Here is a 22,379-nt window from a genome sequence, read left to right on the forward strand (position 1 = left end):
CAACGTCACGCCGATGATGGCGCAATACCTGGAAATCAAAGAGGCCCACAAAGACGCCCTGCTGTTCTATCGCATGGGCGATTTCTACGAGATGTTCTTCGACGACGCCGTGAACGCCGCCGAGGCGCTGGACATCGCCCTGACCAAGCGCGGCAAGCACAATGGCGAAGACATCCCCATGTGCGGCGTGCCGGTGCATTCGGCCGAGGGCTATCTGCTGACATTGATCCGCAAGGGCTTTCGCGTCGCCGTCTGCGAGCAGATGGAAAGCCCGGCCGAGGCCAAGAAAAGAGGCTCTAAGTCGGTGGTAAAGCGCGATGTCGTGCGCCTTGTCACTCCCGGCACCCTGACCGAGGACGCCCTGCTGGAGGCCCGCCGCCACAACTTTCTGGCCGCCTATGCCGAGGTGCGCGACGAGGCCGCGCTGGCCTGGGCCGACATCTCGACCGGGGCGTTTCACGTGATGCCGCTGACGTCGGTGCGCCTCAGCCCCGAGTTGGCCCGGCTGGCCCCGTCCGAGCTGATCGTGGCCGACGGCACTGAGGCCGGTCTGCGCGACACGGTCCAGGACCTGGGCATCGCGCTCACCCCCATCGGGCGGGCCAGTTTTGACAGCACTGCGGCAGAAAAACGCATCTGCGGGTTGTTTCACGTGGGCACGCTGGACGCGTTCGGCAGCTTTGGCCGGGCCGAGATCTCGGCCATGGGCGCGCTGATCGACTATCTGGAGATCACGCAAAAGGGCAAACTGCCGCTGCTGCAGACGCCGATGAAAGAATCCGAGGATCGCGTCGTGCAGATCGACGCGGCCACCCGCCGGAACCTGGAACTGACGCGATCCTTGTCGGGCGGACGGGCCGGATCGCTGCTGTCGGTGGTGGACCGCACGGTGACCCCGGGCGGTGCGCGCCTGTTGGAACAACGCTTGTCCAGCCCTTCCCGCAACCTGGATGTGATCCATGCCCGGCTGGACGCGGTCGATTTTGCCGCCCAGGACAGCCTTATTGCCGCCGATCTGCGCGAGGCGCTGCGCAAGACGCCCGATCTGGACCGCGCCCTGTCGCGCCTGTCGCTGGAGCGCGGCGGCCCGCGCGACTTGGCCGCCATCCGCAACGGGCTGACGCAGGCGCAGGCGATTGCCGAGATCTGCGCCGGTCAGGACCTGCCGGTGCTGCTGGCGACCGCGGTGCAGAACCTTGTGGGCTTCGACGACCTGCTCGACCTGCTGGATCAGGCGCTGGTCACCGACCCGCCGCTGCTGGCGCGCGATGGCGGCTTCATCGCCCCCGGTTTCGACGCAGAACTGGACGAGGCCCGCACCCTGCGCGACGAAGGTCGCTCGGTCATTGCCGGGTTTCAGCAGAAATACGCGGAACATACCGGCATCGCCTCGTTGAAAATCAAGCACAACAACGTGCTGGGCTATTTCATCGAAACCACGGCCACCCATGCCGAAAAGATGCTGAACCCGCCGTTCAGCGAGACCTATATCCACCGCCAGACAACCGCCAACCAGGTGCGGTTCACTACGGTTGAGCTCAGCGAGATCGAAACCCGCATCCTGAACGCCGGCAACCTGGCGCTTGAGATCGAAAAGCGGCTCTATCAAAGGCTGTCTGACGAGATTCTGGCGCAGGCTGGCCGCATCAATCAGGCCGCGCGCGGGCTGGCCGAGCTGGACCTGACCACCGCGCTGGCCGATCTGGCGCGGGGCGAGAACTGGTGCCGCCCGCAGGTGGACAGCTCGCGCGCCTTCGACATCGTCGCAGGCCGCCACCCGGTGGTGGAACACGCGCTGCGCCAGCAATCCGGTGATGCTTTCATCGCCAATGACTGCGACCTCAGCGCAGAGGACGGAGCGGCCATCTGGTTGCTGACCGGTCCGAACATGGCGGGTAAATCGACCTTCCTGCGCCAGAACGCGCTGATCGCGCTGCTGGCGCAAATGGGCAGTTTCGTTCCAGCCGAACGCGCGCATATCGGACTGGTCAGCCAGTTGTTCAGCCGCGTGGGTGCCTCCGACGATCTGGCGCGGGGCCGGTCGACCTTCATGGTCGAGATGGTCGAAACCGCGGCCATCCTCAACCAGGCCGATGACCGGGCGCTGGTGATCCTCGATGAGATCGGACGCGGCACCGCCACCTATGACGGCCTGTCCATCGCCTGGGCCACGCTGGAACATCTGCACGCCGCCAACCGCTGCCGCGCCCTGTTCGCAACCCATTACCACGAACTGACCGCGCTGGCCGGCAAGCTGGAGGGCGTCGAAAACGCCACCGTCGCGGTCAAGGAATGGGAGGGCGAGGTGATCTTCCTGCACGAGGTCCACAAAGGCGCGGCCGACCGGTCTTATGGCGTGCAGGTCGCGCAACTGGCGGGCTTGCCGGCTTCGGTCGTCGAGCGCGCACGGGTGGTTCTGGACCAGTTGGAGAAGACCGAGCGCGAGGGCGGCAAGCAAAAAGCGCTGATCGATGATCTGCCGCTGTTTTCCGCAGCACCGCCCCCGCCGCCACCGGTTGCGAAGGCCTCGCCAATCACCGACATGCTGGACCAGATCCTGCCGGACGAGTTGACCCCGCGCGAAGCGCTGGACCTGATCTACAAACTGAAAGAGGCGGCCAAATCCTGACCGCCCCATTCAATTGTCAGTGAAGCACTGGCCCGTCAGCTGGCCGGGGTCGAGCTGACCCCCACCTGCGCCGGACGCAGCAGGCGGTCATGCAGCATGAACCCTTCGGCCGAGACCTGGATGATCTCGCCCGCTTTGGTGCCCGGCACAGGGGCTTCGAACATGGCTTCGTGCAGATTCGGGTCGAACTTGTCGCCAACCTCGGGTGTGATCACCTCGATCCCGTGTTTCTGGAATACGTCCTTCAACACGCGCATGGTCAGCTCGACACCTTCGATCAGGCCGGCCGCAACCTCTTTCTGCTCGTCCGTAGCCGCCTCGAGCGCTCGTTTCATGTTGTCGTAGACCGGCAGCATGTCGCGCGCCAATTTGGACCCACCATACTGTTCGGCCTCACGGCGGGCCCTGTCGCCACGCTTGCGTGCGTTTTCCGCATCCGCCAGGGCGCGCATGAACTTGTCGCGCAACTCGTCGCGCTCGGCCTTCAGGGCATCCAGTTCCAGCGCTTCTTCGCTGATCTCGGCCATCTCCTCGGCCAGTTCTTCCGCCTCGGCAGTTGCAATGTCGTCCAGAAAGTCTTCGTTCTTCGGCTCTGCCATCTTTTACCCTCTAGCTCCGATCGGAAATCAGTTTCCCAACCAGTTGCGCCGTATAGTCCACGATCGGCACGATCCGCCCATAGTTCAAACGGGTCGGCCCGATCACGCCAACGGCGCCGATTATCTTTCGATCAGCGTTCATATAAGGAGACACCACCAAAGAGGAACCCGAAAGTGAGAAAAGTTTGTTCTCCGAGCCGATAAAAATGCGCACGCCTTCGCCTTCCTCGGTCAATTCGAGGAATTCGGCTATGTCACGCTTGCGTTCCAGATCGTCAAACAGGACCCGGATTCGCTCCAGCTCCTCTTCCTGACCGGTGTCGCCCAGCAGATTCGCCCGACCACGCACGATCAGACGCGCCGAGTCCGACGCCTCGCCCTCCCAGGCCGCAAGGCCGCTTTCCACAAGCTCGCGGGCCAGCACGTCGATCTCTTGCCTGCGCGCCGCAATCTCGGTCTGGATCATCCGGCGCACATCGGACAGTTTCCGGCCCTCGATCAGGGCGTTCAGGAAATTGGCCGCCTCACGCATCGAACTGGGCGTCTGACCCGGTGGTGGCGTGAACAGCCGGTTCTCCACATGGCCATCTGCGAAAACCAATACCACCAGGGCCCGGTCATGGCCCAGGGAAACGAACTCGATATGCTTGATTTCGGATTCGTGCTTGGGTGTCAGCACCAGCGACGCGCCATGCGTGACGTTCGACAAGGCGGCCCCGACGCGATCCAGCATACCGCTGACATCACCGGAATTGCTGCCCAGCGTCTCATCCAGCTTCTTGCGGTCGTCCTCGCCCAGGTCGCCAACTTCCAGCAGGCCGTCGACGAACATGCGCAGCCCAACCTGTGTGGGCACCCGGCCGGCGCTGACATGCGGACTGCCCAAAAGGCCCAGAAACTCGAGATCCTGCATGACATTGCGAACCGTTGCCGCGCTGACTTTTTCACTGAGCGACCGGCTGAGTGTGCGGCTGCCGACAGGTTCGCCGCTTTCCAGATAGCTTTCGACGATCAGGCGAAACACTTCCCGCGACCGGTCGTTCAACTCGTCCAGAATTTTGCTCGCTTCACTCATCGGTGGTTCCCTTGCTGGGTGGCCATTAAATAGCTGCCAACAGAAAGGTCAATCGGGGTTGCATCGCTGCCATGCCGGGCGTTATCCCCAAGCCAGCAGACAAAGGATATCTCATGCGACCCTCTGGACGAGATTTAAGCGAAATGCGCCCGGTTTCAATCGAGACCGGGTTTACCAAACATGCCGAAGGTTCCTGCCTGATCAAGATCGGCGACACCCATGTTCTGTGTACCGCCACGATCGAGGATCGCGTGCCGCCTTTTATCAAGGGGTCGGGCCTGGGCTGGGTCACCGCCGAATACGGCATGCTGCCCCGCGCGACAAACACCCGGATGCGGCGTGAGGCCGCCAGTGGCAAACAGGGTGGCCGGACCGTCGAGATCCAGCGCCTGATCGGCCGCGCCCTGCGCGCCGGGGTCGACCGCGTCGCCTTGGGCGAACGCCAGATCACCGTGGATTGTGACGTGCTGCAGGCCGATGGCGGCACCCGCTGCGCCTCGATCACCGGCGGCTGGGTCGCGCTGCGGCTGGCGGTGAACAAGCTGATGAAGGCCGGTGACGTGATCTCGGACCCGCTGGTCGATCCGGTCGCCGCCGTATCCTGCGGCATCTATGCCGGCCAGCCCGTTCTGGACTTGGACTATCCCGAAGACAGCGAGGCCGGCGTTGACGGCAACTTCATCATGACCGGTTCGGGCAAACTGATCGAGGTGCAGATGAGCGCCGAAGGTTCGGTCTTCAGCCGCGCGCAGATGGATCAGCTGATGGAACTGGCCGAAAAAGGCGTGTCCGAGCTGGTGGCTGCGCAAAAGGCCGCCACCGCATGACCCGCCGGTTCGAAGGCGATCGGCTGTTGGTGGCCACGCACAACAAAGGCAAGCTCGAGGAGATGGCCCATCTGCTCGAGCCCTTTGGCGTGACCGTCGTGGGCGCGGCCGAGTTGAACCTGCCCGAACCCGAAGAGACCGAGGACACGTTCGTCGGCAACGCGCGCATCAAGGCCCACGCCGCCGCACAGGCCACCGGCCTGCCCGCCCTGTCCGACGATTCCGGCATCACCATTGATGCGCTGGACGGTGCGCCGGGCGTGTACACCGCCGACTGGGCCGAAACCGGAAATGGCCGCGATTTCCTGATGGCCATGGCCCGCGCCCACACCGAGCTTGAGGCGCGCAACGCTCCGCATCCACGTACCGCCCAGTTCCGCTGCACGCTGGTACTGGCTTGGCCCGACGGCCATGACGAGGTGTTCGAGGGCGTCGCACCCGGTCATCTGGTCTGGCCGATCCGCGGCAAGGACGGGTTCGGCTATGATCCGATGTTCGTCCCTGAAGGATTCGACATTACCTTTGCCGAGATGGATCGCTGGGAAAAGAACAAGATCAGCCATCGTGGTCGCGCGGTCGAGCTGTTCGTGAAAGGCTGCTTTGGCGGATGATTGGCGCAACGGGGGCTTTGGCCTGTACGTGCATTGGCCCTTTTGCGAGGCCAAGTGCCCCTATTGCGATTTCAACAGCCATGTTTCCAGAAATATTGATCAAAAACAATGGCTTGACGCCTATCTGCCCGAACTGAAGCGCTCGGCCGCCGAAACCCCCGACCGGGTTCTGAATACGATCTTCTTTGGCGGCGGCACCCCGTCGCTGATGGCGCCCGAAACCGTCGCCGCCGTGATCGACACCGCCCGCAGCCTTTGGCGGCCCGCCAACGACATGGAAATCACGCTCGAGGCCAATCCCGGCTCGGTCGAGGCCGGACGGTTCGCCGCCTATCGCGATGCCGGTGTGAACCGGATCTCGATGGGCATTCAGGCGATGAATGATGAAGATCTGCGGCGGCTGGGCCGAATCCACAGCGTGGCCGAGGCGCGCGCCGCCTTCGACATTGCCCGCAGCTGTTTCGACCGGGTCAGCTTTGACCTGATTTATGCCCGCCAGTACCAGACGCTTGAGGCCTGGCGCGCCGAGCTGACCGAGGCGCTGTCGATGGCGATCGATCATCTGTCGCTGTACCAGTTGACCATCGAGGCCGGCACCGCATTCGGCGACCGCTATTCTGTCGGCAAGCTGCGCGGCCTGCCCGAGGACGACAGCGCCGCCGACATGTATCTGGCCACGCAAGAAATCTGCGAAGCCCACGGCATGCCCGCCTACGAGGTGTCGAACCACGCCGTCCCCGGGGCCGAGTCGCGGCACAACCTGATCTATTGGCGCTATGGCGATTATGTTGGCATCGGACCGGGCGCCCATGGGCGGATCACGGTGAACGGCCAACGGATCGCAACCGAAACCCGTTTGGCACCGAACGCATGGCTGAATGCTGCCACGCAAGGAAATGGCGAAAAGCTGCGGACCCCGCTGACCGCCGAAGAACAAGCGAATGAATACCTCATGATGTGTCTTCGCTTGACTGAGGGTCTAGATATGGACCGCTTCAATCGCCTGTCCGGGCACCCTTTGCCTCAACCCAAACTGGACTATCTGCAAGACATCGGAATGATCACCCAAGACGGCCCCCGCGTTTCCGCCACTGCTGACGGCCGCGCGGTTCTCAATGCGGTGATCCGTGAGTTGCTGGATTAGTCATGCACTATTTGTGGGCCACATTGGGATTGCTCTGCGTCGCGTTGGCCATGATCGGTGTTGCCCTGCCCCTGCTGCCCACCGTTCCGTTCCTACTGTTGGCCGCCTTCTGTTTCGCGCGCTCTTCTTCCCGGCTGCACGACTGGCTGATGTCTCACCGAACCTTCGGCCCGTTGATCCTTGATTGGCAAACCTCGGGCGCGATCCGGCCAGCCGCAAAAAAGGCGGCGACCCTGTCGGTTGCCGCCGTCTTTGGTTTGTCGGTTCTGGTCTCTGTGCCCAGCCATGTCCTGATTATTCAGGCCGTGACCTTGGGCGCGGTGATGATCTTTATCTGGTCACGCCCTAACGGCTGAGCTTGGCGCAGAGATCATCCAGTTGATCCAGGTTTTCATAGGTCAGCACGACCTGCCCGGTCTCGGTTCCGGGCTTGTGGTTGATGACCACCTTCATCGCCAGAATCGCGGAAAGGTCTTTTTCCAAGGCCCGCGTATCCGCGTCCTTACCTGCATTCAGGTCACGCGACCGCGGTGCGGGACGATCTTTGTCGCCCTGTTGCTGCTTCTTGACCAGCGCCTCGGTCGCGCGGACTGACAAGCCGTCTTTCACGACGATTTTCGCCAGTTCGGACGGGTTATCCGCCGTGATAAGGGCGCGTGCGTGTCCGGCCGAAAGTTTACCTTCAATAACAAGGGCTTGAACGTCACCCGGCAGGGACAGCAGCCTCAGAAGGTTGGCAATATGGCTGCGGCTTTTGCCCAGGGCTTCGGCCAACTTTTCCTGGGTGTGGCCGAACCGATCCATCAATTGCTTGTAGCCAGCGGCCTCCTCCACGGCGTTTAGATCAGCGCGCTGGATATTCTCGATGATGGCGACTTCAAGTACTTCGGTGTCGTCAAATTCGCGCACGACGACCGGAATGTCGTGCAACTGTGCCATCTGCGCGGCGCGCCAGCGGCGCTCACCCGCGACGATTTCATATTCGCCGCCGCCGACCGGGCGAACGATCAGGGGCTGGATGATCCCTTTCTCTTTGACCGAGGCAGCAAGCTCGTCCAGTTGATCCTGCGAGAATGTGCGGCGCGGCTGATTCGGGTTTGCCCGCAGCTTCTCGATCGGAACCTTCATGTCCGGCCGACGTGGTTCAGCCGTGACCCGGCCTTCAGGATCCTGTGATACATCCGCCATCAAGGCGGATAAGCCGCGCCCCAATCCGCGAGGTTTTCCTTTTCTGGCGCTCACTTCGCCCTCCTGACAGCCGCTCAGGCAGCCACTTTCTTATTCTTTTGCATGATTTCGCGTGCCAGATGCCGGTACGCCATCGCCCCCAGAGACCCCGAGTCATATTGAAGGACCGGAAGTGCAAATGACGGCGCTTCGCTGACCCGGACATTTCTGGGTATCTTGGTTTTAAATACCATCTCTCCCAGATTGTCACGCGCATCCTTTTCGACCTGCCGGGACAAGTTGTTGCGGTTGTCATACATGGTCAACACAATACCTTCGATTCTGAGGTCTGGATTTGCGGACTGGCGAACCTCTCGAATCGTCAGCATCAGTTGCGACAGGCCTTCCAGCGCAAAGAACTCACTCTGCAGCGGAACCAACACCGAATGCGCCGCCACCATCGCGTTGACTGTCAGCAGATTGAGGGACGGCGGGCAGTCGATCAGAACGAAGTCAAAACCGAACTTGTCGATCGCCGGTTGCCTGAGCGCGTCGTGCAGCAAGTAGCTGCGTTTTTCATTCGAGATCAGCTCAATATCTGCCGAGCTGAGGTCAACCGTAGCCGGAACGATACTGAGGTTTTCGATTTCAGTTTCCTGCACGACGGCCTCCAAGGGCGCCTCGTCCAGGATCAAATCATACGTGGTCCAATCACGATCCTCGACCCCAAGCCCGGTGGACGCGTTTCCCTGCGGGTCCAGATCCACGACCAGAACCTTGCATCCTGCCTCGGCCAAACCCGCCGCCAGATTGATCGCTGTCGTAGTCTTGCCAACCCCACCCTTCTGATTGGCAACCGCCATGATACGAGGTCCTGCAGGGCGCGACAGATCAACCACGTGAGACTCCTTTGATCTTCAGGATGACAGCCTGGGGGTCAGTTAAACTATTAGCCGTCTCCGTGGTGAAATTCCATTCCCGTTGTGCCGCGTCGATTTCTTTTTTCCAGGTGGCGCCTTTGGGAAACACGGCCACTCCATCTTCCCTTAAATGCCTGTCACAAAATGACAATAAAGTCGTAAGGTCCGCGAGCGCCCTCGCGGACAGGACATCGGCGCCTAGGGGATCAACAGCCTCGATCCGCTTTGAAATCACCGAGCAGTTGGCCTTGGTTTCACGGATGACGGTGCGCAAAAACGCCGATTTTCTCTGATCGCTCTCAACCAAGGTAAATTCCGTCTCATGCGAAGCTTCAGAGGCCAGTATCGCGCAGACCAGCCCTGGAAATCCCCCACCGCTTCCCAGGTCGACCCAGTGGTTTTTTGGCTCAACCAAATGAAAGACCTGGATCGAGTCCTTTACGTGCCGCGACCAGACTTCAGGCAGAGTGCTGCGCGAAACCAAGTTGATCTTTGGATTCCACTTCCGCAGAAGATCGACAAAGATTGACAGCTTTTCGAATGTTTCACGTGAAACATTCAAGCCATCGGGCGAAGCGCAGGAGTCTCCGTTCATGCCTTTTTTGCTCTCTGACTGCTTCTGAGTTTTGCCAGCACCAAGGTCAAAGCAGCAGGCGTAACACCCTCCACGCGGCTCGCCTGGGCAATGTTTGCCGGCCGCGCGGCTGACAGCTTCTGCTTCAACTCATTCGAAAGGCCTGTGAGCGACGAATAGTCAAAATCCGCGGGTATGGCATAGGTTTCGTCGCGCTTCATGGCTTCAACATCTCGTTGTTGCCGAGCTATATAGTTAGCGTAGAGCGCGTCCCTTTCGATCTGCCGACGGGTGTCTTGGTCGACATCCTCCAACTGCTGGATCAGCGGCACAAGGTCCTCGAAGCACACGTTCGGAAACGCCAAGACTGCCATTCCGTCCCTGCGGTTACCATCCTGATTTACTTCGATGCCAGCTGCGCGGATTTCCTTGGGTGTATAGGTCCGTTCGGTCAGTACTGACTTCACAGCATCCAGCTTTTCCATTTTTGTTTCAAAAGCCAGGCGACGATGATCCGATATACACCCAATTTCCAGGCCTTGCGGCGTAAGGCGTTGATCCGCATTGTCCGCGCGCAAGGACAGACGGAATTCGGCGCGCGAGGTGAACATCCGATACGGTTCCGCTACACCCCGTGTGGTCAGATCGTCAATCATCACACCAATATAGCTATTGGCTCGGATAAAATGAATTGCATCTCGCCCCTGAACTTCCAGCGCGGCATTCAGGCCTGCGACTAAGCCCTGAGCGGCCGCCTCCTCATATCCTGTGGTTCCATTGATCTGCCCCGCAAGATATAGTCCTGGGATATCCGGCAAGGCCAAGGACGCGTTCAACACACGCGGGTCCACATAGTCGTATTCAATGGCGTAGCCCGGCTGTAAGATCTCTGCAGACTCAAGGCCTTTGATGGATCGGACATACTCGACTTGGACATCCTGCGGCAGCGAAGTCGAAATCCCGTTTGGATACACAGTGTGGTCATTGACCCCCTCAGGCTCTAGGAAAATCTGATGAGAGTCCTTGTCCGCAAACCGAACGATCTTGTCTTCGATCGAAGGGCAATATCGCGGCCCTACTCCCTCGATATGCCCCCCATACATCGCAGAGCGACTCAGGTTCTTCTCGATGATTTCATGGGTTCGGGCGTTCGTGTGAGTGATGCCGCAAGATATCTGCGGCGCCACCGGTGTTTTGGACAAGAATGAGAACATGGCCGGGTCATCATCACCGTCCTGCCGTTCCAATCCGTCCCAGTCGATCGTGCGCCCATCTAGGCGCGGAGGCGTTCCTGTTTTCAGCCGCGCCATCGGCAGGTCATAGCTATCCAACCGCTCAGCCAGTCGTACAGACGGCCTGTCGCCCATACGGCCTCCTGGCCTCTGAACATCGCCGATATGAATCACGCCCCGCAGAAACGTTCCCGAGGTCAGAATCACCGATTTCGCAGTGATTTCAGATCCGTCGGACAGAACCACCCCGGCAACGCGATGACCGTCCATTCGGAAATCTATGACTTCTCCTGTAATGACTTCGAGGTTCTTGCGCGCCTTTGTTTCCTGTTGCATTGCAGCCCGGTACAGCGCACGGTCGGCCTGCGCACGAGGCCCTTGTACGGCGGGCCCTTTACGGCGATTCAGAAGGCGGAACTGAATTCCCGCCCGGTCTGCAACCCGCCCCATAACGCCGTCCAGCGCGTCGATCTCACGAACCAGGTGGCCTTTTCCAAGTCCGCCGATCGCCGGATTGCACGACATGACGCCGATGTCGGTTTCCGAAAGTGTCACCAAAGCTGTCTGAGCACCCATCCGGGCCGCGGCATGGGCCGCCTCGGCCCCCGCATGCCCCGCTCCGATAACGACGACGTCAAACTCCGAATGTTTCACGTGAAACACTCCTCATTTACCCAAACAAAAGCTGGCGAAAATTTCGTCCAGCAGATTTTCCACATCTACTCGACCGACCAAAGACTCCAACGCGCGGATGGCGGTTCGCAGCTCTTCTGCTGCAATATCGTACAGGTCCGGGCCGGAATCCAGAACGCTGAGCGATTCGGACAGAGCGGCCGAGGATTTCAGCATTGCAACACGATGACGTTCCCGGGTGGCAATACCAGAACTTGCGGTTCGTTCTCTCAAGACTACCGATATGTTGTGGATCAGGCGGTCGATTCCCTGACCTGTCTTCCCCGATACACCCTCGGTCCCGTCTGAACGAAGGTCGGACTTCGGCAAAACCTGGATGTCGCCGGATTGCATACCGATTCCCAACGCTTCCGGGTCCTCGGTCAGAAATACGCGAAGGTCGGCATTTTCCGCCCGCTTTCTGGCCAGAGCGATCCCAAGACCCTCTACGTGGTCCTCGGTTTCGCGCAACCCGGCCGTATCCAGCAACGTGACCGGCAAGCCTGCCAGGTCCATCCGCACCTCGATAATATCACGGGTTGTGCCAGCATATTCCGAAGTAATTGCCGCCTCCCGGCCCGCAAGTGCATTCAGCAAGGTCGACTTACCCGCGTTCGGTGGGCCGACGATAGCCACTTCAAAGCCGGAGCGAATCCGCTCGGCAATCCTCACGCCCTTCGCCTCCCGCTCCAGATCCGCCATGACAGCAGTTACAAGCGATCGGACTTCGGGCGACACATCCGTTGGCACGTCTTCATCGGCAAAATCGATGACGGCCTCCAGCAACGAGGCCGCCCGGATCAAATCCCGCCGCCACCGTTCCGCCAAGTCGCCCAATTCACCGGCCAGGATGGTCTGGGCCTGCTTGCGCTGGGCCTCGGTCTCTGCGTCGATCAGATCAGCTAAGCCTTCGACCTGGGCAAGGTCCATCTTCCCGTTTTCAAGAGCACGCCGGGTGAACTCGCCCGGCTCAGCCAGTCGCAGATCCGGCATTTCGGACAAGACGCGCAGAACCGCGTTGACCGAAGCCGTGCTGCCATGGATCTGCAACTCGGCCACATCTTCGCCGGTAAAGCTGGACGGACCGTGGAAGGTCAGGACCAGCCCGTCATCCAGACGCGACCCGTCAGGTGCCCGCAACTCACGCAGGCACATGCCACGCAATGGCAAATCTCCACCCGACAGAACCTTGGCCGCGTGGTGCGACTGCGGTCCTGACAGGCGGATAACAGCAACCCCTGCCTTGCCTTGCGCGCTGGCCAAGGCGAATATCGTATCCATTCGAAGGCCTCGCGTCGGTTACAAGACCGTATCAGGTATTCATCGAGTCGAAGAACTCGGAATTGGTCTTGGTCTGTTTCAGCTTGGACAACAGGAACTCAATCGCGTCGGTTGTGCCCATCGGGTTAAGGATACGGCGCAGAACGAAGGTTTTGGCCAGATCGCCCTTGTCGACCAGCAGGTCCTCTTTGCGGGTGCCGGACTTGAGGATGTCGATCGCCGGGAACACCCGCTTGTCTGCGATTTTGCGATCCAGAACGATCTCCGAGTTGCCGGTGCCCTTGAATTCTTCAAAGATCACCTCGTCCATCCGGCTGCCGGTGTCGATCAGCGCGGTGGCGATGATGGTCAGCGAACCGCCCTCTTCGATGTTGCGCGCTGCACCAAAGAATCGTTTGGGCCGCTGCAGGGCGTTTGCGTCCACACCACCGGTCAAAACTTTGCCGGAAGACGGGACCACAGTGTTGAATGCCCTACCAAGTCTTGTGATCGAGTCGAGAAGAATAACAACATCTCGTTTGTGTTCGACCAGGCGCTTGGCTTTTTCGATCACCATCTCGGACACGGCTACGTGGCGGGTCGCCGGTTCATCAAAGGTCGAGGATACCACCTCGCCCTTCACCGAGCGTTGCATGTCGGTCACCTCTTCGGGGCGCTCGTCGATCAGCAGGACGATCAGGTAGCACTCCGGATGGTTGCGCTCGATCGAATGCGCGATGTTCTGCAGGATCACCGTTTTACCGGTCCGCGGCGGTGCCACGATCAGCGACCGCTGGCCCTTGCCGATCGGCGCAACCAGGTCGATCACACGGGCGGATTTGTCCTTGATGGTCGGATCTTCGATCTCCATCTTCAGCCGCTCGTCCGGATAGAGCGGCGTCAGGTTGTCAAAGGCGATCTTGTGTTTCGCCTTTTCCGGGTCTTCGAAGTTGATCTTGGTCACCTTCGTCAGCGCGAAATATCGCTCGTTCTCTTCCGGGGCCTTGATCTCGCCCTCGACCGTGTCGCCGGTGCGCAGCGAGTGCTGGCGGATCATCTCGGGCGAGACATAGATGTCGTCCGGGCCGGGCAGATAGTTCGCCTCGGGCGAGCGCAGAAAGCCGAAGCCGTCCTGCAGCACCTCAAGCACGCCGTCACCGCCCACGGTCCAGCCCTCATCCGCGCGTTCGCGCAGAATCTGGAACATCATTTCGCCCTTGCGCATGGTCGAGGCGTTTTCGATCTCGAGCTCTTCGGCCATGGCCAGAAGGTCTTTGGGGCTTTTGGCCTTCAGATCGGCCAGATTCAGGGATTCGGTTGTCATGATGATACGGACCTTGGCCGCAAGGGTGCGGCACAGCGTTGAATTTCAAACAGGAAGATGCGCCATCCGGACGGATGGGTTGATCCCTACATAAGGCCGGTCGCCGCCCGAGTCAAACCGGTGCGGAAATGGCCCTCAGAACTTCAGAATGACCGCCAGAACGATAATGACCATCAAAACGGTCGGAACCTCGTTCATCATGCGGTACTGGCGCCCTGTGAGCGTGTTGCGGCCTTCGACGAAATCCTTGCGCCGGGCCAACAGCCAGTGATGGAACCAGGTCATGCCGATCACCGCCGCGCCCTTGACCCAGGGCCAGGACCAGTCCCACCCGACGATGCCGGGAGTGAATACCATGATGAGGCCACAGACCCAGGCTACGATCATCGCCGGCCGCATGATCACGCGCAGCAGCTTTTCTTCCATTTCAAAGAAAATCTCGGGCGCGCCGTCGACGGCCTGCGCCTTTTCGACGTGATAGACGAACAGACGAGGCAAATAGAACAAACCCGCCATCCACGAGATCACCGCCATGATGTGCAGCGATTTCACCCAAGGGTACAGCGTGAAGAGAAGATCGGTCATCGGGTTTCCCGGCACTGGTCGGACCCTCCCTAATAAAAAAAATAGAAAAGAGAAAGGATGATGGTTTTGTAGGGTGGGCAAAATCTGTGGATTATTGTTTTGTCCGCCAGTTTTCCCCAGGTGGATGAATAAATTCCAAAACTGGTTGATTCTGGTGATTTCGTTTTTTACATAATAAAAACAAACAGTTAAATTATAAATCTCGGACCTGTCTTGGGGATAACTCAAGGGACATCTTTTGATGAACAGGAAGTCCCAAGATCCCGAGTTATCCTTGTCCCGACCGGACAGTCTTTGAGCGACTCAGGGAAGTTTCAGGCCGAAATCGCGGGCTTGCGTGTCAACCGGAAAACCATACAAACCGTTCAAGACCAATGATCCACTTGCCCACGGGGTTTTCCACATGACTGTCCCCATCGTACTTGCCTCGGGGTCCGAGATCCGCGCGCAGCTGCTGCGGAACGCCGGGGTGCCGTTTTCCGTCCAGGTCGCCCGCGTGGACGAGGATACCGCCAAACGCGCGCTTGTGGCCGAGGGCGCGCCGCCCCGTGACATCGCCGATGCTCTGGCCGAGCTCAAGGCGCGCAAGATCAGTGACAAGACGCCCGGCGCGATGGTTCTGGGCTGTGACCAGGTTCTGGATTTCGATGGACGTCTGCTGTCCAAGCCCAAAACGCCCGAAGAGGCGCTGGCGCAGTTGAAGGCGATGCGCGGCAAGCGTCACATGCTGCTGTCGGCGGCGGTGATCTATCAGAACGGCGAACCGGTCTGGCGCCATGTCGGTCAGGTGCGGTTGCGGATGCGCGCCAGTTCGGATGCCTATCTGAAGGGCTATGTCGCGCGCAACTGGGACAGCATTCGCCATGCGGTCGGGGCCTACAAGCTGGAAGAAGAGGGTGTGCGCCTGTTCAGCAGCATTGACGGCGACTATTTTAACGTCTTGGGTATGCCCCTGCTGGAGCTGCTCAATTTTCTAGCGGTCCGAGGGGTGATCGAACAATGACCGACAAACGCATTCCACTGGCCGGAGTCATCGGACACCCGATTGCCCATTCCCGATCGCCTGCCCTGCATGGCTATTGGCTGAAGACCTATGGTTTGCCGGGCCATTATGTGCCGATGGATGTTGCGCCTGCCGATCTTGAAACGGTCCTGCGCAGCTTGCCCAAGGCCGGGTTCGTCGGGGCCAATGTCACCGTTCCGCACAAAGAGGCCGCGTTGCGTCTGGCCGATCATGTGTCGGACCGCGCCTCGGTGATCGGGGCGGCGAATACGCTGGTGTTCCGGGCCGATGGCTCGATCCACGCGGACAATACCGACGGGTACGGGTTCATGCAGAACCTGCGCGCGGGCGCGCCGGATTGGGTGCCGCAGGATGGTCCGGCTGTGGTATTCGGCGCGGGCGGTGCTGCGCGGGCGGTGCTGCAGGCGCTGGCCGAGGCCGGCGTGCCCGAAATCCTGCTGACGAACCGCACGCGGTCACGCGCCGATCACCTGAAAGAGGAATTCGGCCAGCGCATCACCGTGGTTGATTGGGTTCAGGCCGGAAACGTGATCGAAAACGCCGAGCTGGTGGTGAACACCACGTCGCTGGGTATGCAGGGTCAGCCCGAGCTGCGCGTCCCGCTGGACGGGTTGCAGCCGGGGACGGTGGTGACAGATCTGGTCTACACGCCGTTGAAGACCCGCCTTCTGGAACAGGCCGAGGCTGCCGGCTGTACGGTCGTCGATGGGCTGGGCATGTTGTTGCATCAGGCGGTCCCGGGGTTTGAGCGGTGGTTCGGCCTGCGCCCCGAGGTCACGGAAGAAACCCGCGCAGCGGTTCTGGCATGAGCTTTGCGCTGGGTCTGACCGGGTCGATCGGCATGGGCAAAAGCACTACCGCCGACCTGTTCGCGCAGGAAGGTTGCGCCGTGTGGGATGCCGACGCCGCGGTGCATCGGCTGTATGCGGAAGGCGGCGCGGCGGTCGCACCGATCCGCGCGGCTTTCCCTGAGGCCATCGAGAATGGGGCCGTCAGCCGCGACGCGCTGAAACGGATTATCGGCGCCGATCCGACCGCGTTGAAACGGATCGAATCCATCGTCCACCCGCTGGTGGCCCGAGATCGCGAGGCGTTTCGACAGGCGGCCAAGTCGGACATCCTTGTCTTTGATATTCCTCTGCTTTTCGAAACTGGCGGCGAGGCGCAGATGGATGCGGTGGCCTGCGTTTCGATCCCCCCGGACGAGCAGAAAAGCCGCGTCATGGCGCGGGGCACGATGACCGAGGCGCAGTTCGAGCAGATCCGCGCCAAGCAGATGCCGAATGACGAAAAATGCGCGCGGTCGGATTTCGTGATCGTCACCGACACTCTGGACCATGCCCGCGCACAGGTGCAGGATGTGGTCAGGCAGATCAGGGCAGGACTGACAGATGCGTGAAATCGTACTGGATACGGAAACCACCGGATTCGATCCCGAAAGCGGCGACCGGATCGTCGAGATCGGGGCTATCGAGCTGTGGAACCACGTCGCCACGGGCGAGACCTATCACGTCTACATCAACCCCGAACGCTCGATGCCGGCCGAGGCCTTCGGCGTGCACGGCATCGGCCCTGACCTGCTGGAGCCGCCGCAACCTGCCGAACCGGGCCAGATCACCCTGAAGGACAAACCTGTCTTTGCGAAGGTCGGGCAGGCCTTCCGCGATTTCGTGGGGGATGCACGGCTGGTGATCCACAACGCTTCATTCGACATGAAGTTCCTCAATGCCGAGTTGGGATGGATGGGCCTGCCCCCGATTCCGATGGAGCAGGCGCTGGACACGCTGGCGATCGCGCGCAAGCGGTTTCCCGGCTCGCCCGCCTCGCTGGATGCGCTGTGCCGGCGGTTCAACATCGACAATTCGAACCGGGTTCTGCACGGTGCGTTGCTCGACTCGGAAATCCTGGCAGAAGTCTATCTGGAGCTGATCGGCGGACGCCAACCAGATTTTGGCCTGTCTTCGGCGTCTGCCGAAAGCTCAACCGGTGGCGACATTTGGCGCCCCGGTCCACGGCCCAACCCACTGCAGCCCCGGATTACCGAGGATGAGCGCGCTGCGCATGATGCATTTGTCGAAAAGCTGGGCGAAAACGCCCTGTGGTCCCGCACCTGATCTGGGTCAGATGCGGGTTGCCTGATCACGCCTCGGTCTTGTCGGACGCCTCGGCCTGACGGCGCATCAACTCGTTGCGGTACAGACCGACGAAATCGATGTTGTCCAGGTTGACCGGCGGGTAGCCACCGTCGCGGGTGATGTCGCTGACGATGCGGCGCAGGTAAGGGAACAGCATCCGCGGGCATTCAATCATCAGGAACGGGTGCAACTGATCATTTGGCACGCCTTCCACGTGGAACAGGCCGCAATAATCGATCTCGCACAGGAACAGGATGTCCTCCAGACCCTTGGCCTTGGACTTGAGGTTCAGCTTGATCGACACCTCGTACTGGTGATCGGCCGAGCGCTTTTTCGCATCCAGGTTCACCTGGACCGAGATCTCGGGCTGCACGTCGCCCGAGACGCCTTTTTGCGCCATCACGTTTTCAAAGGACATGTCCCGGATGAACTGTCCCAGAATGCGCATCTGGATTTGGGGGGCTGCCTGGGGCTCGGTTGTGCCGGCGGTGGTTTCTTCGGTCATGGATCCGCTCCAAAATTTAAATTCGCCACTGCTTATCAAGTTGGGCCGGGCACCTCAATGCTGGTGCGGCCCTTCCACCCATTTCGACGGTTGTGCGGGTTTTGTGCGCACTTCCGAATACTCTCCATCTATGATGTCATCCCCACCGAACGGATCGCGCGCCGCCCCGTATTGCGGGCCGGGACCCATCTCGAACTGGGCAATCGTGACCCGTGATTTGAGATACCGAAAAACCGCGGCCCGCACCCCGGGAACCAGCAGCGCAAAGCCGATTGCGTCGGTGAAGAACCCAGGAGTCATCAGCAGAACGCCCGACAGCAGGATCATTGCACCATTGGCCAGCGGTTCGGTCGGGTCGTCCAGTTCGGAAAAGGCGCGCTGCAGCTGACCCATCGCCATGCGACCTTGTGTCCGCACCATCGCGGTACCCAGAACGGCGGTCAAAACCACGATTGCCAGCGTCGGCCACAGGCCGATCAGACCGCCGACCTGGATAAAAAGGGCGATTTCGATGATCGGCACCAATAAAAATGCCAAGAACAGATACATATGCGCTATCCTTTCCCATAGGCCGGGCTGTGGACTTGCCACCAACTGTCACCTACATAGTGGCACGAGGCCGCGTGTACAAAGTCTCGGTGCTGAAAAGAGGACGAAATGAATTCACCCCTGATCCAGCTTCTGGTGCTGGCTGGCATAGCCATCTTCCTGATCCTGCGTCTCAGAAGCGTGCTGGGCACGCGCGAAGGCTTTGAAAAACCACCGGTGCCGCAGCAACCCGACACCGGGAAGTCGCGTCGTGATTTCGAAGTGATCGACGGCGGTCCGGATCGTGACATTACCGACCATGTGCCCGAAGACAGCGAATTGGCGCAGACGCTGGCCGCAATGAAGCGAGTCGAGCCCAGCTTTTCGGTCAGCGAGTTTCTGCAGGGCGCCCGTGGCGCCTATGAGCTGATCGTCATGGGGTTCGAGCGGGGCAATCTGGATGAAATCCAGCCCTTCCTGTCCGAGGAAGTGTTCGAAACCTTCGTGTCGGTTGTCGCCGATCGCGAGGACAAGGGCCTGACGATCGAGGCCGAGTTCATCGGTGTGCGTGAGATGGGCCTGGTGGATGCACAATTCGACAAGGATTCAAACCGCGCCGAGATCACTGTGCGGTTCGTCGGCGAGCTGACGTCGGTCGTGCGTGACCGGGGCGGTGACATCATCGAAGGCAGCCCCAACACGATCAAGCGCCAAAAGGACAGCTGGACTTTTGCTCGCGTCATGGGCGCGGATGATCCGAACTGGCTGCTTGTCGCCACGGACGCATGATCGGAACGCTCCGGTCGCTGATGCTGGTGGCGGTTCTGACCGCCGCCAATGCCGCCGGAGCTGAGGCGACGCGATCCATCCTGTCATTTGCTGACCTTGATGGCTGGGCCGAGGATGACCACGGCGCGGCTTTGTCCGTTTTTCTGGACACTTGCGGGGACCTGGACGATCCGGACTGGCGTTCGTTGTGTGCGGCCGCACGGACATACGAGCCCGATGCCGCGCGCGCCTTTTTTGAGCTGTTCTTCCGGCCCATCCTGATCGAGGATGAAAAGGCCGCGCTGTTCACCGGATACTTTGAACCGGAATTGAATGGCTCGCGGACGCGGACTGAAACCTACAGATACCCGGTCTACAAGATGCCGCCCGAGGCCCGGGCGACCGGGCAATGGCTCAGCCGGCGCGAGTTGCTGACCAGTGACGTGATGAAGGGCCGCGGTTTGGAAATCGCCTGGGTCGATGACCCGGTCGAGTTGTTTTTTCTGCAGATTCAAGGCTCGGGGCGCATCCGTTTGCCGGATGGCAGTTCCGTGCGTGTTGGATATGGCGGGGCCAACGGCCACCCCTATCGGTCGGTTGGGGTTGAACTGGTCCGGCGCGGTATTCTGGGTGCGCATGATGTGAGCGCCCGGATGATCCAGTCGTGGGTGCGCAAGAACCCCGAGATTGGGGCCGAGCTGTTGATGCACAACCCGTCCTACGTCTTTTTCCGCGAGGTTTCGCGGGTGGCTGCAGACCGTGGACCTTTGGGCGCAATGAACCGGTCGATCACCGCAATGCGCAGCATCGCCGTGGATCCGGCCTATACCCCGTTGGGCGCGCCGGTCTGGGTCGAAAAAGACGGTAAGACTCCGCTGAGGCGCTTGATGATCGCACAGGATACCGGCTCGGCAATCAAGGGCGCACAACGGGCCGACATCTTTTTCGGAACCGGGGACGCTGCGGGACAGGCGGCGGGCCAGCTCAAGGATCCCGGTCGCATGATCGTTCTGCTGCCGATCCAGCGCGCCTATGCCATGCTGCCGGATGAGTTCTGATGACCCGTCGCAAGCTGACCGAAGACGAGATCGAACTGTGGCACAAGGTAACCCGGCAGACCGAGCGGCTGCACCCGGAGATTCCCCAATCCGTGCACCCATCGACCTTGCCGAAACCCAAGCCGAGAAAAGCCCCAAAAGCGCGGATAGACGCCTTTGAACTGGGTCAGAATGCACCGACAAATGGACGCGGCCACAGCTTGAAGCCCGCAATCGGCGATAGCCTGCGCGCCGCACCCGTGCAGATGGACAGCAAGGCCTTTGCGCGGATGAAACGCGGCAAGCTGAAGCCCGAAGGCAAACTGGACCTGCACGGAATGCGGGTCGATACGGCCCATCCTGCTCTGATCCGGTTCATCCTGTCGGCGCAGGCATCGGGAAAACGACTGGTTCTGGTGGTCACCGGCAAAGGCAAGGATAGAGACGAACCCGGCCCGATCCCGACGCCCCGCGGCGTGCTGCGCAACCAGGTGCCTCAGTGGCTGCATTTGCCGCCGCTGGCCCAAGCGGTTCTTCAGGTCAGTCCCGCCCATATCAGCCATGGCGGTGATGGGGCTTACTACGTGTATCTGAGGCGGGTCCGCTAAAGCAGCCGCCGGGCCCTGTGAATACCGATCCAGACTATGCCGCACGTGGCTACGAAGAACCAGGCGATCCACAGGAACTGCGTGCTGAGTGGCACGCCCAGATCGATCAGCCCGCCAGTCAGGCCGGGCCCGACAGCAGACCCCAGCACCATGACGGCGGCAGCCATCGCCTTGATCGCCCCGATGTGACGGGTGCCGTAGAACTCGGCCCAGAACGCGGCGGGCAGCGTACTGTTGGCGCCGACCGAAATGGCAAGACAGGACAAACCGATTACGGCGCCGGGGATTGTCTGGACAAACGCAAACAGGGCAAACCCGGCAGCCATCGGAATCTGATAGAACGGCATCATCCGCGCCGTGCCCCATCTGTCCAACGCCCAGCCCGAGGCGAACATCGCCAAGATCGACACCCCGGTATAGACCGGAAACAACGCAACCAGTTGGATGTGGGCCCAGCCCTTGGTCTGCGCCAGATGGACCTGGTGAAAGAAGAACGCAGTAATGAATGCCGAAGGCCCCATGAGCGCCGGCATCATGAACCAGAAAAGCGGGTTCAATAGCGTTTCGCGCCGGGTCCAGTGCCGCCCAAGCATCCCGGTCGCGCTGGTTTCCCGGGCTAGGCTTTGTGGTGTCCGTTCCTGACGCAGCATTCGCATCAACGCCGGTATTCCCAACAACGCGATGGCGGCGGAGAGCGCCCAAAGAAAATGCCAGTCGACAAAGGCCATGGCGGCGACGAACAGCACGGGCAGCAAGGCTTCGCCGACGGCAAATCCCAGCGTTGCGATGGAGAGCGCCCTGCCCCGCGTGGCCGTGAACCACCGGGCCATCGCAACCATGGCAATGTGACTGCACATGCCCTGGCCGAACAGACGCAGCAGAAAGATAACTACGGGCAACAGGATCACCCAGTGATTGACCGCCATCGCCAGCGCGGCACACGCAAGCCCAACCAGGACAGCCGGGCCCAGAACTCGGACACGATAGATGTCTGTCAGCCCTCCGGCCCAGATCATGACGATCGCAGAAACAGTCGTGCCCAACGAATAAAGACCGCCCCATGCGCCGTGGCTGAGGCCGAACTCGGCCTGGATCTGTCCGGCGAAGATCGAAATGAAAAAGGTCTGCCCGAAACTGGACATGAAGGTCAGCAAG

Annotated in this window: 24 protein-coding genes; 12 read left to right on the plus strand and 12 right to left on the minus strand. The window is 60.6% G+C overall.

Annotated features, from left to right (window positions below):
• Window positions 1–13 precede the first annotated feature (13 nt).
• Window positions 14–2,629, plus strand: coding sequence for a DNA mismatch repair protein MutS (gene mutS, locus ACR3EK_RS15535; protein ID WP_480634036.1), 2,616 nt, complete (start codon window positions 14–16; stop codon window positions 2,627–2,629).
• A 35-nt stretch (window positions 2,630–2,664) separates the two neighbouring features.
• Here the strand turns inward: mutS and ACR3EK_RS15540 are convergent, their stop codons facing one another.
• Window positions 2,665–3,228, minus strand: a complete 564-nt coding sequence (locus ACR3EK_RS15540; RefSeq protein WP_093963902.1) for a nucleotide exchange factor GrpE — start codon at window positions 3,226–3,228, stop codon at window positions 2,665–2,667.
• A gap of 10 nt (window positions 3,229–3,238) precedes the next feature.
• Window positions 3,239–4,303, minus strand: a complete 1,065-nt coding sequence (hrcA, locus tag ACR3EK_RS15545; RefSeq protein WP_170342649.1) for a heat-inducible transcriptional repressor HrcA — start codon at window positions 4,301–4,303, stop codon at window positions 3,239–3,241.
• A gap of 113 nt (window positions 4,304–4,416) precedes the next feature.
• Between hrcA and rph the strand changes: the two genes are divergently transcribed.
• Genes rph through ACR3EK_RS15565 form a run of 4 tightly spaced genes read left to right on the plus strand, consistent with a single transcriptional unit; the run spans window position 4,417 to window position 7,241 of the window.
• Complete coding sequence (rph, locus tag ACR3EK_RS15550) at window positions 4,417–5,130, plus strand: ribonuclease PH (RefSeq protein ID WP_170433554.1); 714 nt, start codon at window positions 4,417–4,419, stop codon at window positions 5,128–5,130.
• Entirely contained in the window at window positions 5,127–5,741 is a 615-nt protein-coding gene (gene rdgB, locus ACR3EK_RS15555) for an RdgB/HAM1 family non-canonical purine NTP pyrophosphatase (RefSeq protein WP_170433552.1), read from the plus strand. Before rph ends, rdgB begins: the two co-directional genes overlap by 4 nt.
• Window positions 5,731–6,885 carry a radical SAM family heme chaperone HemW gene (gene hemW, locus ACR3EK_RS15560; RefSeq protein ID WP_480633841.1) on the plus strand — a complete coding sequence of 385 codons (1,155 nt, stop codon included), beginning with the start codon at window positions 5,731–5,733 and terminating at the stop codon, window positions 6,883–6,885. Before rdgB ends, hemW begins: the two co-directional genes overlap by 11 nt.
• Window positions 6,886–6,887: 2 nt before the next feature.
• The gene (locus ACR3EK_RS15565) at window positions 6,888–7,241 is read left to right on the plus strand and encodes a YbaN family protein (RefSeq protein WP_170342635.1); all 354 of its coding nucleotides are present in this window, start codon (window positions 6,888–6,890) and stop codon (window positions 7,239–7,241) included.
• Here ACR3EK_RS15565 and ACR3EK_RS15570 read toward each other — a convergent pair.
• The 7 genes from ACR3EK_RS15570 to ACR3EK_RS15600 form a co-directional block, all read right to left on the minus strand.
• Complete coding sequence (locus ACR3EK_RS15570; protein ID WP_480633842.1) at window positions 7,231–8,127, minus strand: ParB/RepB/Spo0J family partition protein; 897 nt, start codon at window positions 8,125–8,127, stop codon at window positions 7,231–7,233. The two genes, ACR3EK_RS15565 and ACR3EK_RS15570, sit on opposite strands and share 11 nt — an antisense overlap.
• A gap of 20 nt (window positions 8,128–8,147) precedes the next feature.
• Window positions 8,148–8,951 (minus strand): ParA family protein, encoded by an 804-nt coding sequence (locus ACR3EK_RS15575; RefSeq protein ID WP_315901682.1) that lies wholly within the window; start codon window positions 8,949–8,951, stop codon window positions 8,148–8,150.
• Window positions 8,944–9,567: a 16S rRNA (guanine(527)-N(7))-methyltransferase RsmG gene (rsmG, locus tag ACR3EK_RS15580; protein ID WP_480633843.1), complete on the minus strand. Its 624-nt coding sequence runs from the start codon at window positions 9,565–9,567 to the stop codon at window positions 8,944–8,946. Before rsmG ends, ACR3EK_RS15575 begins: the two co-directional genes overlap by 8 nt.
• Window positions 9,564–11,432, minus strand: coding sequence for a tRNA uridine-5-carboxymethylaminomethyl(34) synthesis enzyme MnmG (gene mnmG / locus ACR3EK_RS15585; RefSeq protein ID WP_480633844.1), 1,869 nt, complete (start codon window positions 11,430–11,432; stop codon window positions 9,564–9,566). The genes rsmG and mnmG overlap by 4 nt, the downstream gene beginning before the upstream one ends.
• 12 nt (window positions 11,433–11,444) lie before the next feature.
• On the minus strand, window positions 11,445–12,731 hold the full coding sequence (gene mnmE, locus ACR3EK_RS15590) for a tRNA uridine-5-carboxymethylaminomethyl(34) synthesis GTPase MnmE (protein ID WP_480633845.1): 1,287 nt from the start codon (window positions 12,729–12,731) through the stop codon (window positions 11,445–11,447).
• Window positions 12,732–12,762: 31 nt separating this feature from the next.
• The gene (gene rho / locus ACR3EK_RS15595; RefSeq protein ID WP_093963893.1) at window positions 12,763–14,034 is read right to left on the minus strand and encodes a transcription termination factor Rho; all 1,272 of its coding nucleotides are present in this window, start codon (window positions 14,032–14,034) and stop codon (window positions 12,763–12,765) included.
• Between the two features lie 135 nt (window positions 14,035–14,169).
• Window positions 14,170–14,619 (minus strand): CopD family protein, encoded by a 450-nt coding sequence (locus ACR3EK_RS15600; RefSeq protein ID WP_093963892.1) that lies wholly within the window; start codon window positions 14,617–14,619, stop codon window positions 14,170–14,172.
• Between the two features lie 403 nt (window positions 14,620–15,022).
• Here ACR3EK_RS15600 and ACR3EK_RS15605 point away from each other — a divergent pair, with 403 nt between their 5' ends.
• The 4 genes from ACR3EK_RS15605 to dnaQ are packed head-to-tail and all read left to right on the plus strand — an operon-like array spanning window position 15,023 to window position 17,757.
• Entirely contained in the window at window positions 15,023–15,622 is a 600-nt protein-coding gene (locus ACR3EK_RS15605) for a Maf family protein (RefSeq protein ID WP_480633846.1), read from the plus strand.
• Window positions 15,619–16,452 (plus strand): shikimate dehydrogenase, encoded by an 834-nt coding sequence (locus ACR3EK_RS15610; RefSeq protein WP_170391389.1) that lies wholly within the window; start codon window positions 15,619–15,621, stop codon window positions 16,450–16,452. Before ACR3EK_RS15605 ends, ACR3EK_RS15610 begins: the two co-directional genes overlap by 4 nt.
• Window positions 16,449–17,042, plus strand: a complete 594-nt coding sequence (gene coaE, locus ACR3EK_RS15615) for a dephospho-CoA kinase (protein WP_480633847.1) — start codon at window positions 16,449–16,451, stop codon at window positions 17,040–17,042. Before ACR3EK_RS15610 ends, coaE begins: the two co-directional genes overlap by 4 nt.
• Window positions 17,035–17,757 carry a DNA polymerase III subunit epsilon gene (gene dnaQ, locus ACR3EK_RS15620; protein WP_170342610.1) on the plus strand — a complete coding sequence of 241 codons (723 nt, stop codon included), beginning with the start codon at window positions 17,035–17,037 and terminating at the stop codon, window positions 17,755–17,757. The genes coaE and dnaQ overlap by 8 nt, the downstream gene beginning before the upstream one ends.
• A 25-nt stretch (window positions 17,758–17,782) precedes the next feature.
• On the opposite strand, the gene secB is transcribed toward dnaQ, so the two are convergent.
• Window positions 17,783–18,283 (minus strand): protein-export chaperone SecB, encoded by a 501-nt coding sequence (gene secB / locus ACR3EK_RS15625; RefSeq protein WP_480633848.1) that lies wholly within the window; start codon window positions 18,281–18,283, stop codon window positions 17,783–17,785.
• 54 nt (window positions 18,284–18,337) lie between these two features.
• Window positions 18,338–18,832, minus strand: a complete 495-nt coding sequence (locus ACR3EK_RS15630) for an FxsA family protein (protein WP_480633849.1) — start codon at window positions 18,830–18,832, stop codon at window positions 18,338–18,340.
• 108 nt (window positions 18,833–18,940) lie between these two features.
• Here ACR3EK_RS15630 and ACR3EK_RS15635 point away from each other — a divergent pair, with 108 nt between their 5' ends.
• From ACR3EK_RS15635 to ACR3EK_RS15645, 3 genes are read left to right on the plus strand one after another with little or no spacing between them, the layout of a single operon-like run.
• Window positions 18,941–19,600 carry a Tim44/TimA family putative adaptor protein gene (locus ACR3EK_RS15635; RefSeq protein WP_170340666.1) on the plus strand — a complete coding sequence of 220 codons (660 nt, stop codon included), beginning with the start codon at window positions 18,941–18,943 and terminating at the stop codon, window positions 19,598–19,600.
• Window positions 19,597–20,637, plus strand: a complete 1,041-nt coding sequence (gene mltA, locus ACR3EK_RS15640) for a murein transglycosylase A (RefSeq protein ID WP_480633850.1) — start codon at window positions 19,597–19,599, stop codon at window positions 20,635–20,637. Before ACR3EK_RS15635 ends, mltA begins: the two co-directional genes overlap by 4 nt.
• Window positions 20,637–21,224 (plus strand): Smr/MutS family protein, encoded by a 588-nt coding sequence (locus ACR3EK_RS15645; protein WP_170391393.1) that lies wholly within the window; start codon window positions 20,637–20,639, stop codon window positions 21,222–21,224. The genes mltA and ACR3EK_RS15645 overlap by 1 nt, the downstream gene beginning before the upstream one ends.
• Here ACR3EK_RS15645 and ACR3EK_RS15650 read toward each other — a convergent pair.
• Window positions 21,221–22,366, minus strand: a complete 1,146-nt coding sequence (locus ACR3EK_RS15650; protein ID WP_480634037.1) for an MFS transporter — start codon at window positions 22,364–22,366, stop codon at window positions 21,221–21,223. The genes ACR3EK_RS15645 and ACR3EK_RS15650 overlap by 4 nt on opposite strands.
• Window positions 22,367–22,379: the final 13 nt, after the last annotated feature.

The sequence above is a fragment of the Ruegeria sp. BC8 genome, from assembly GCF_056535705.1.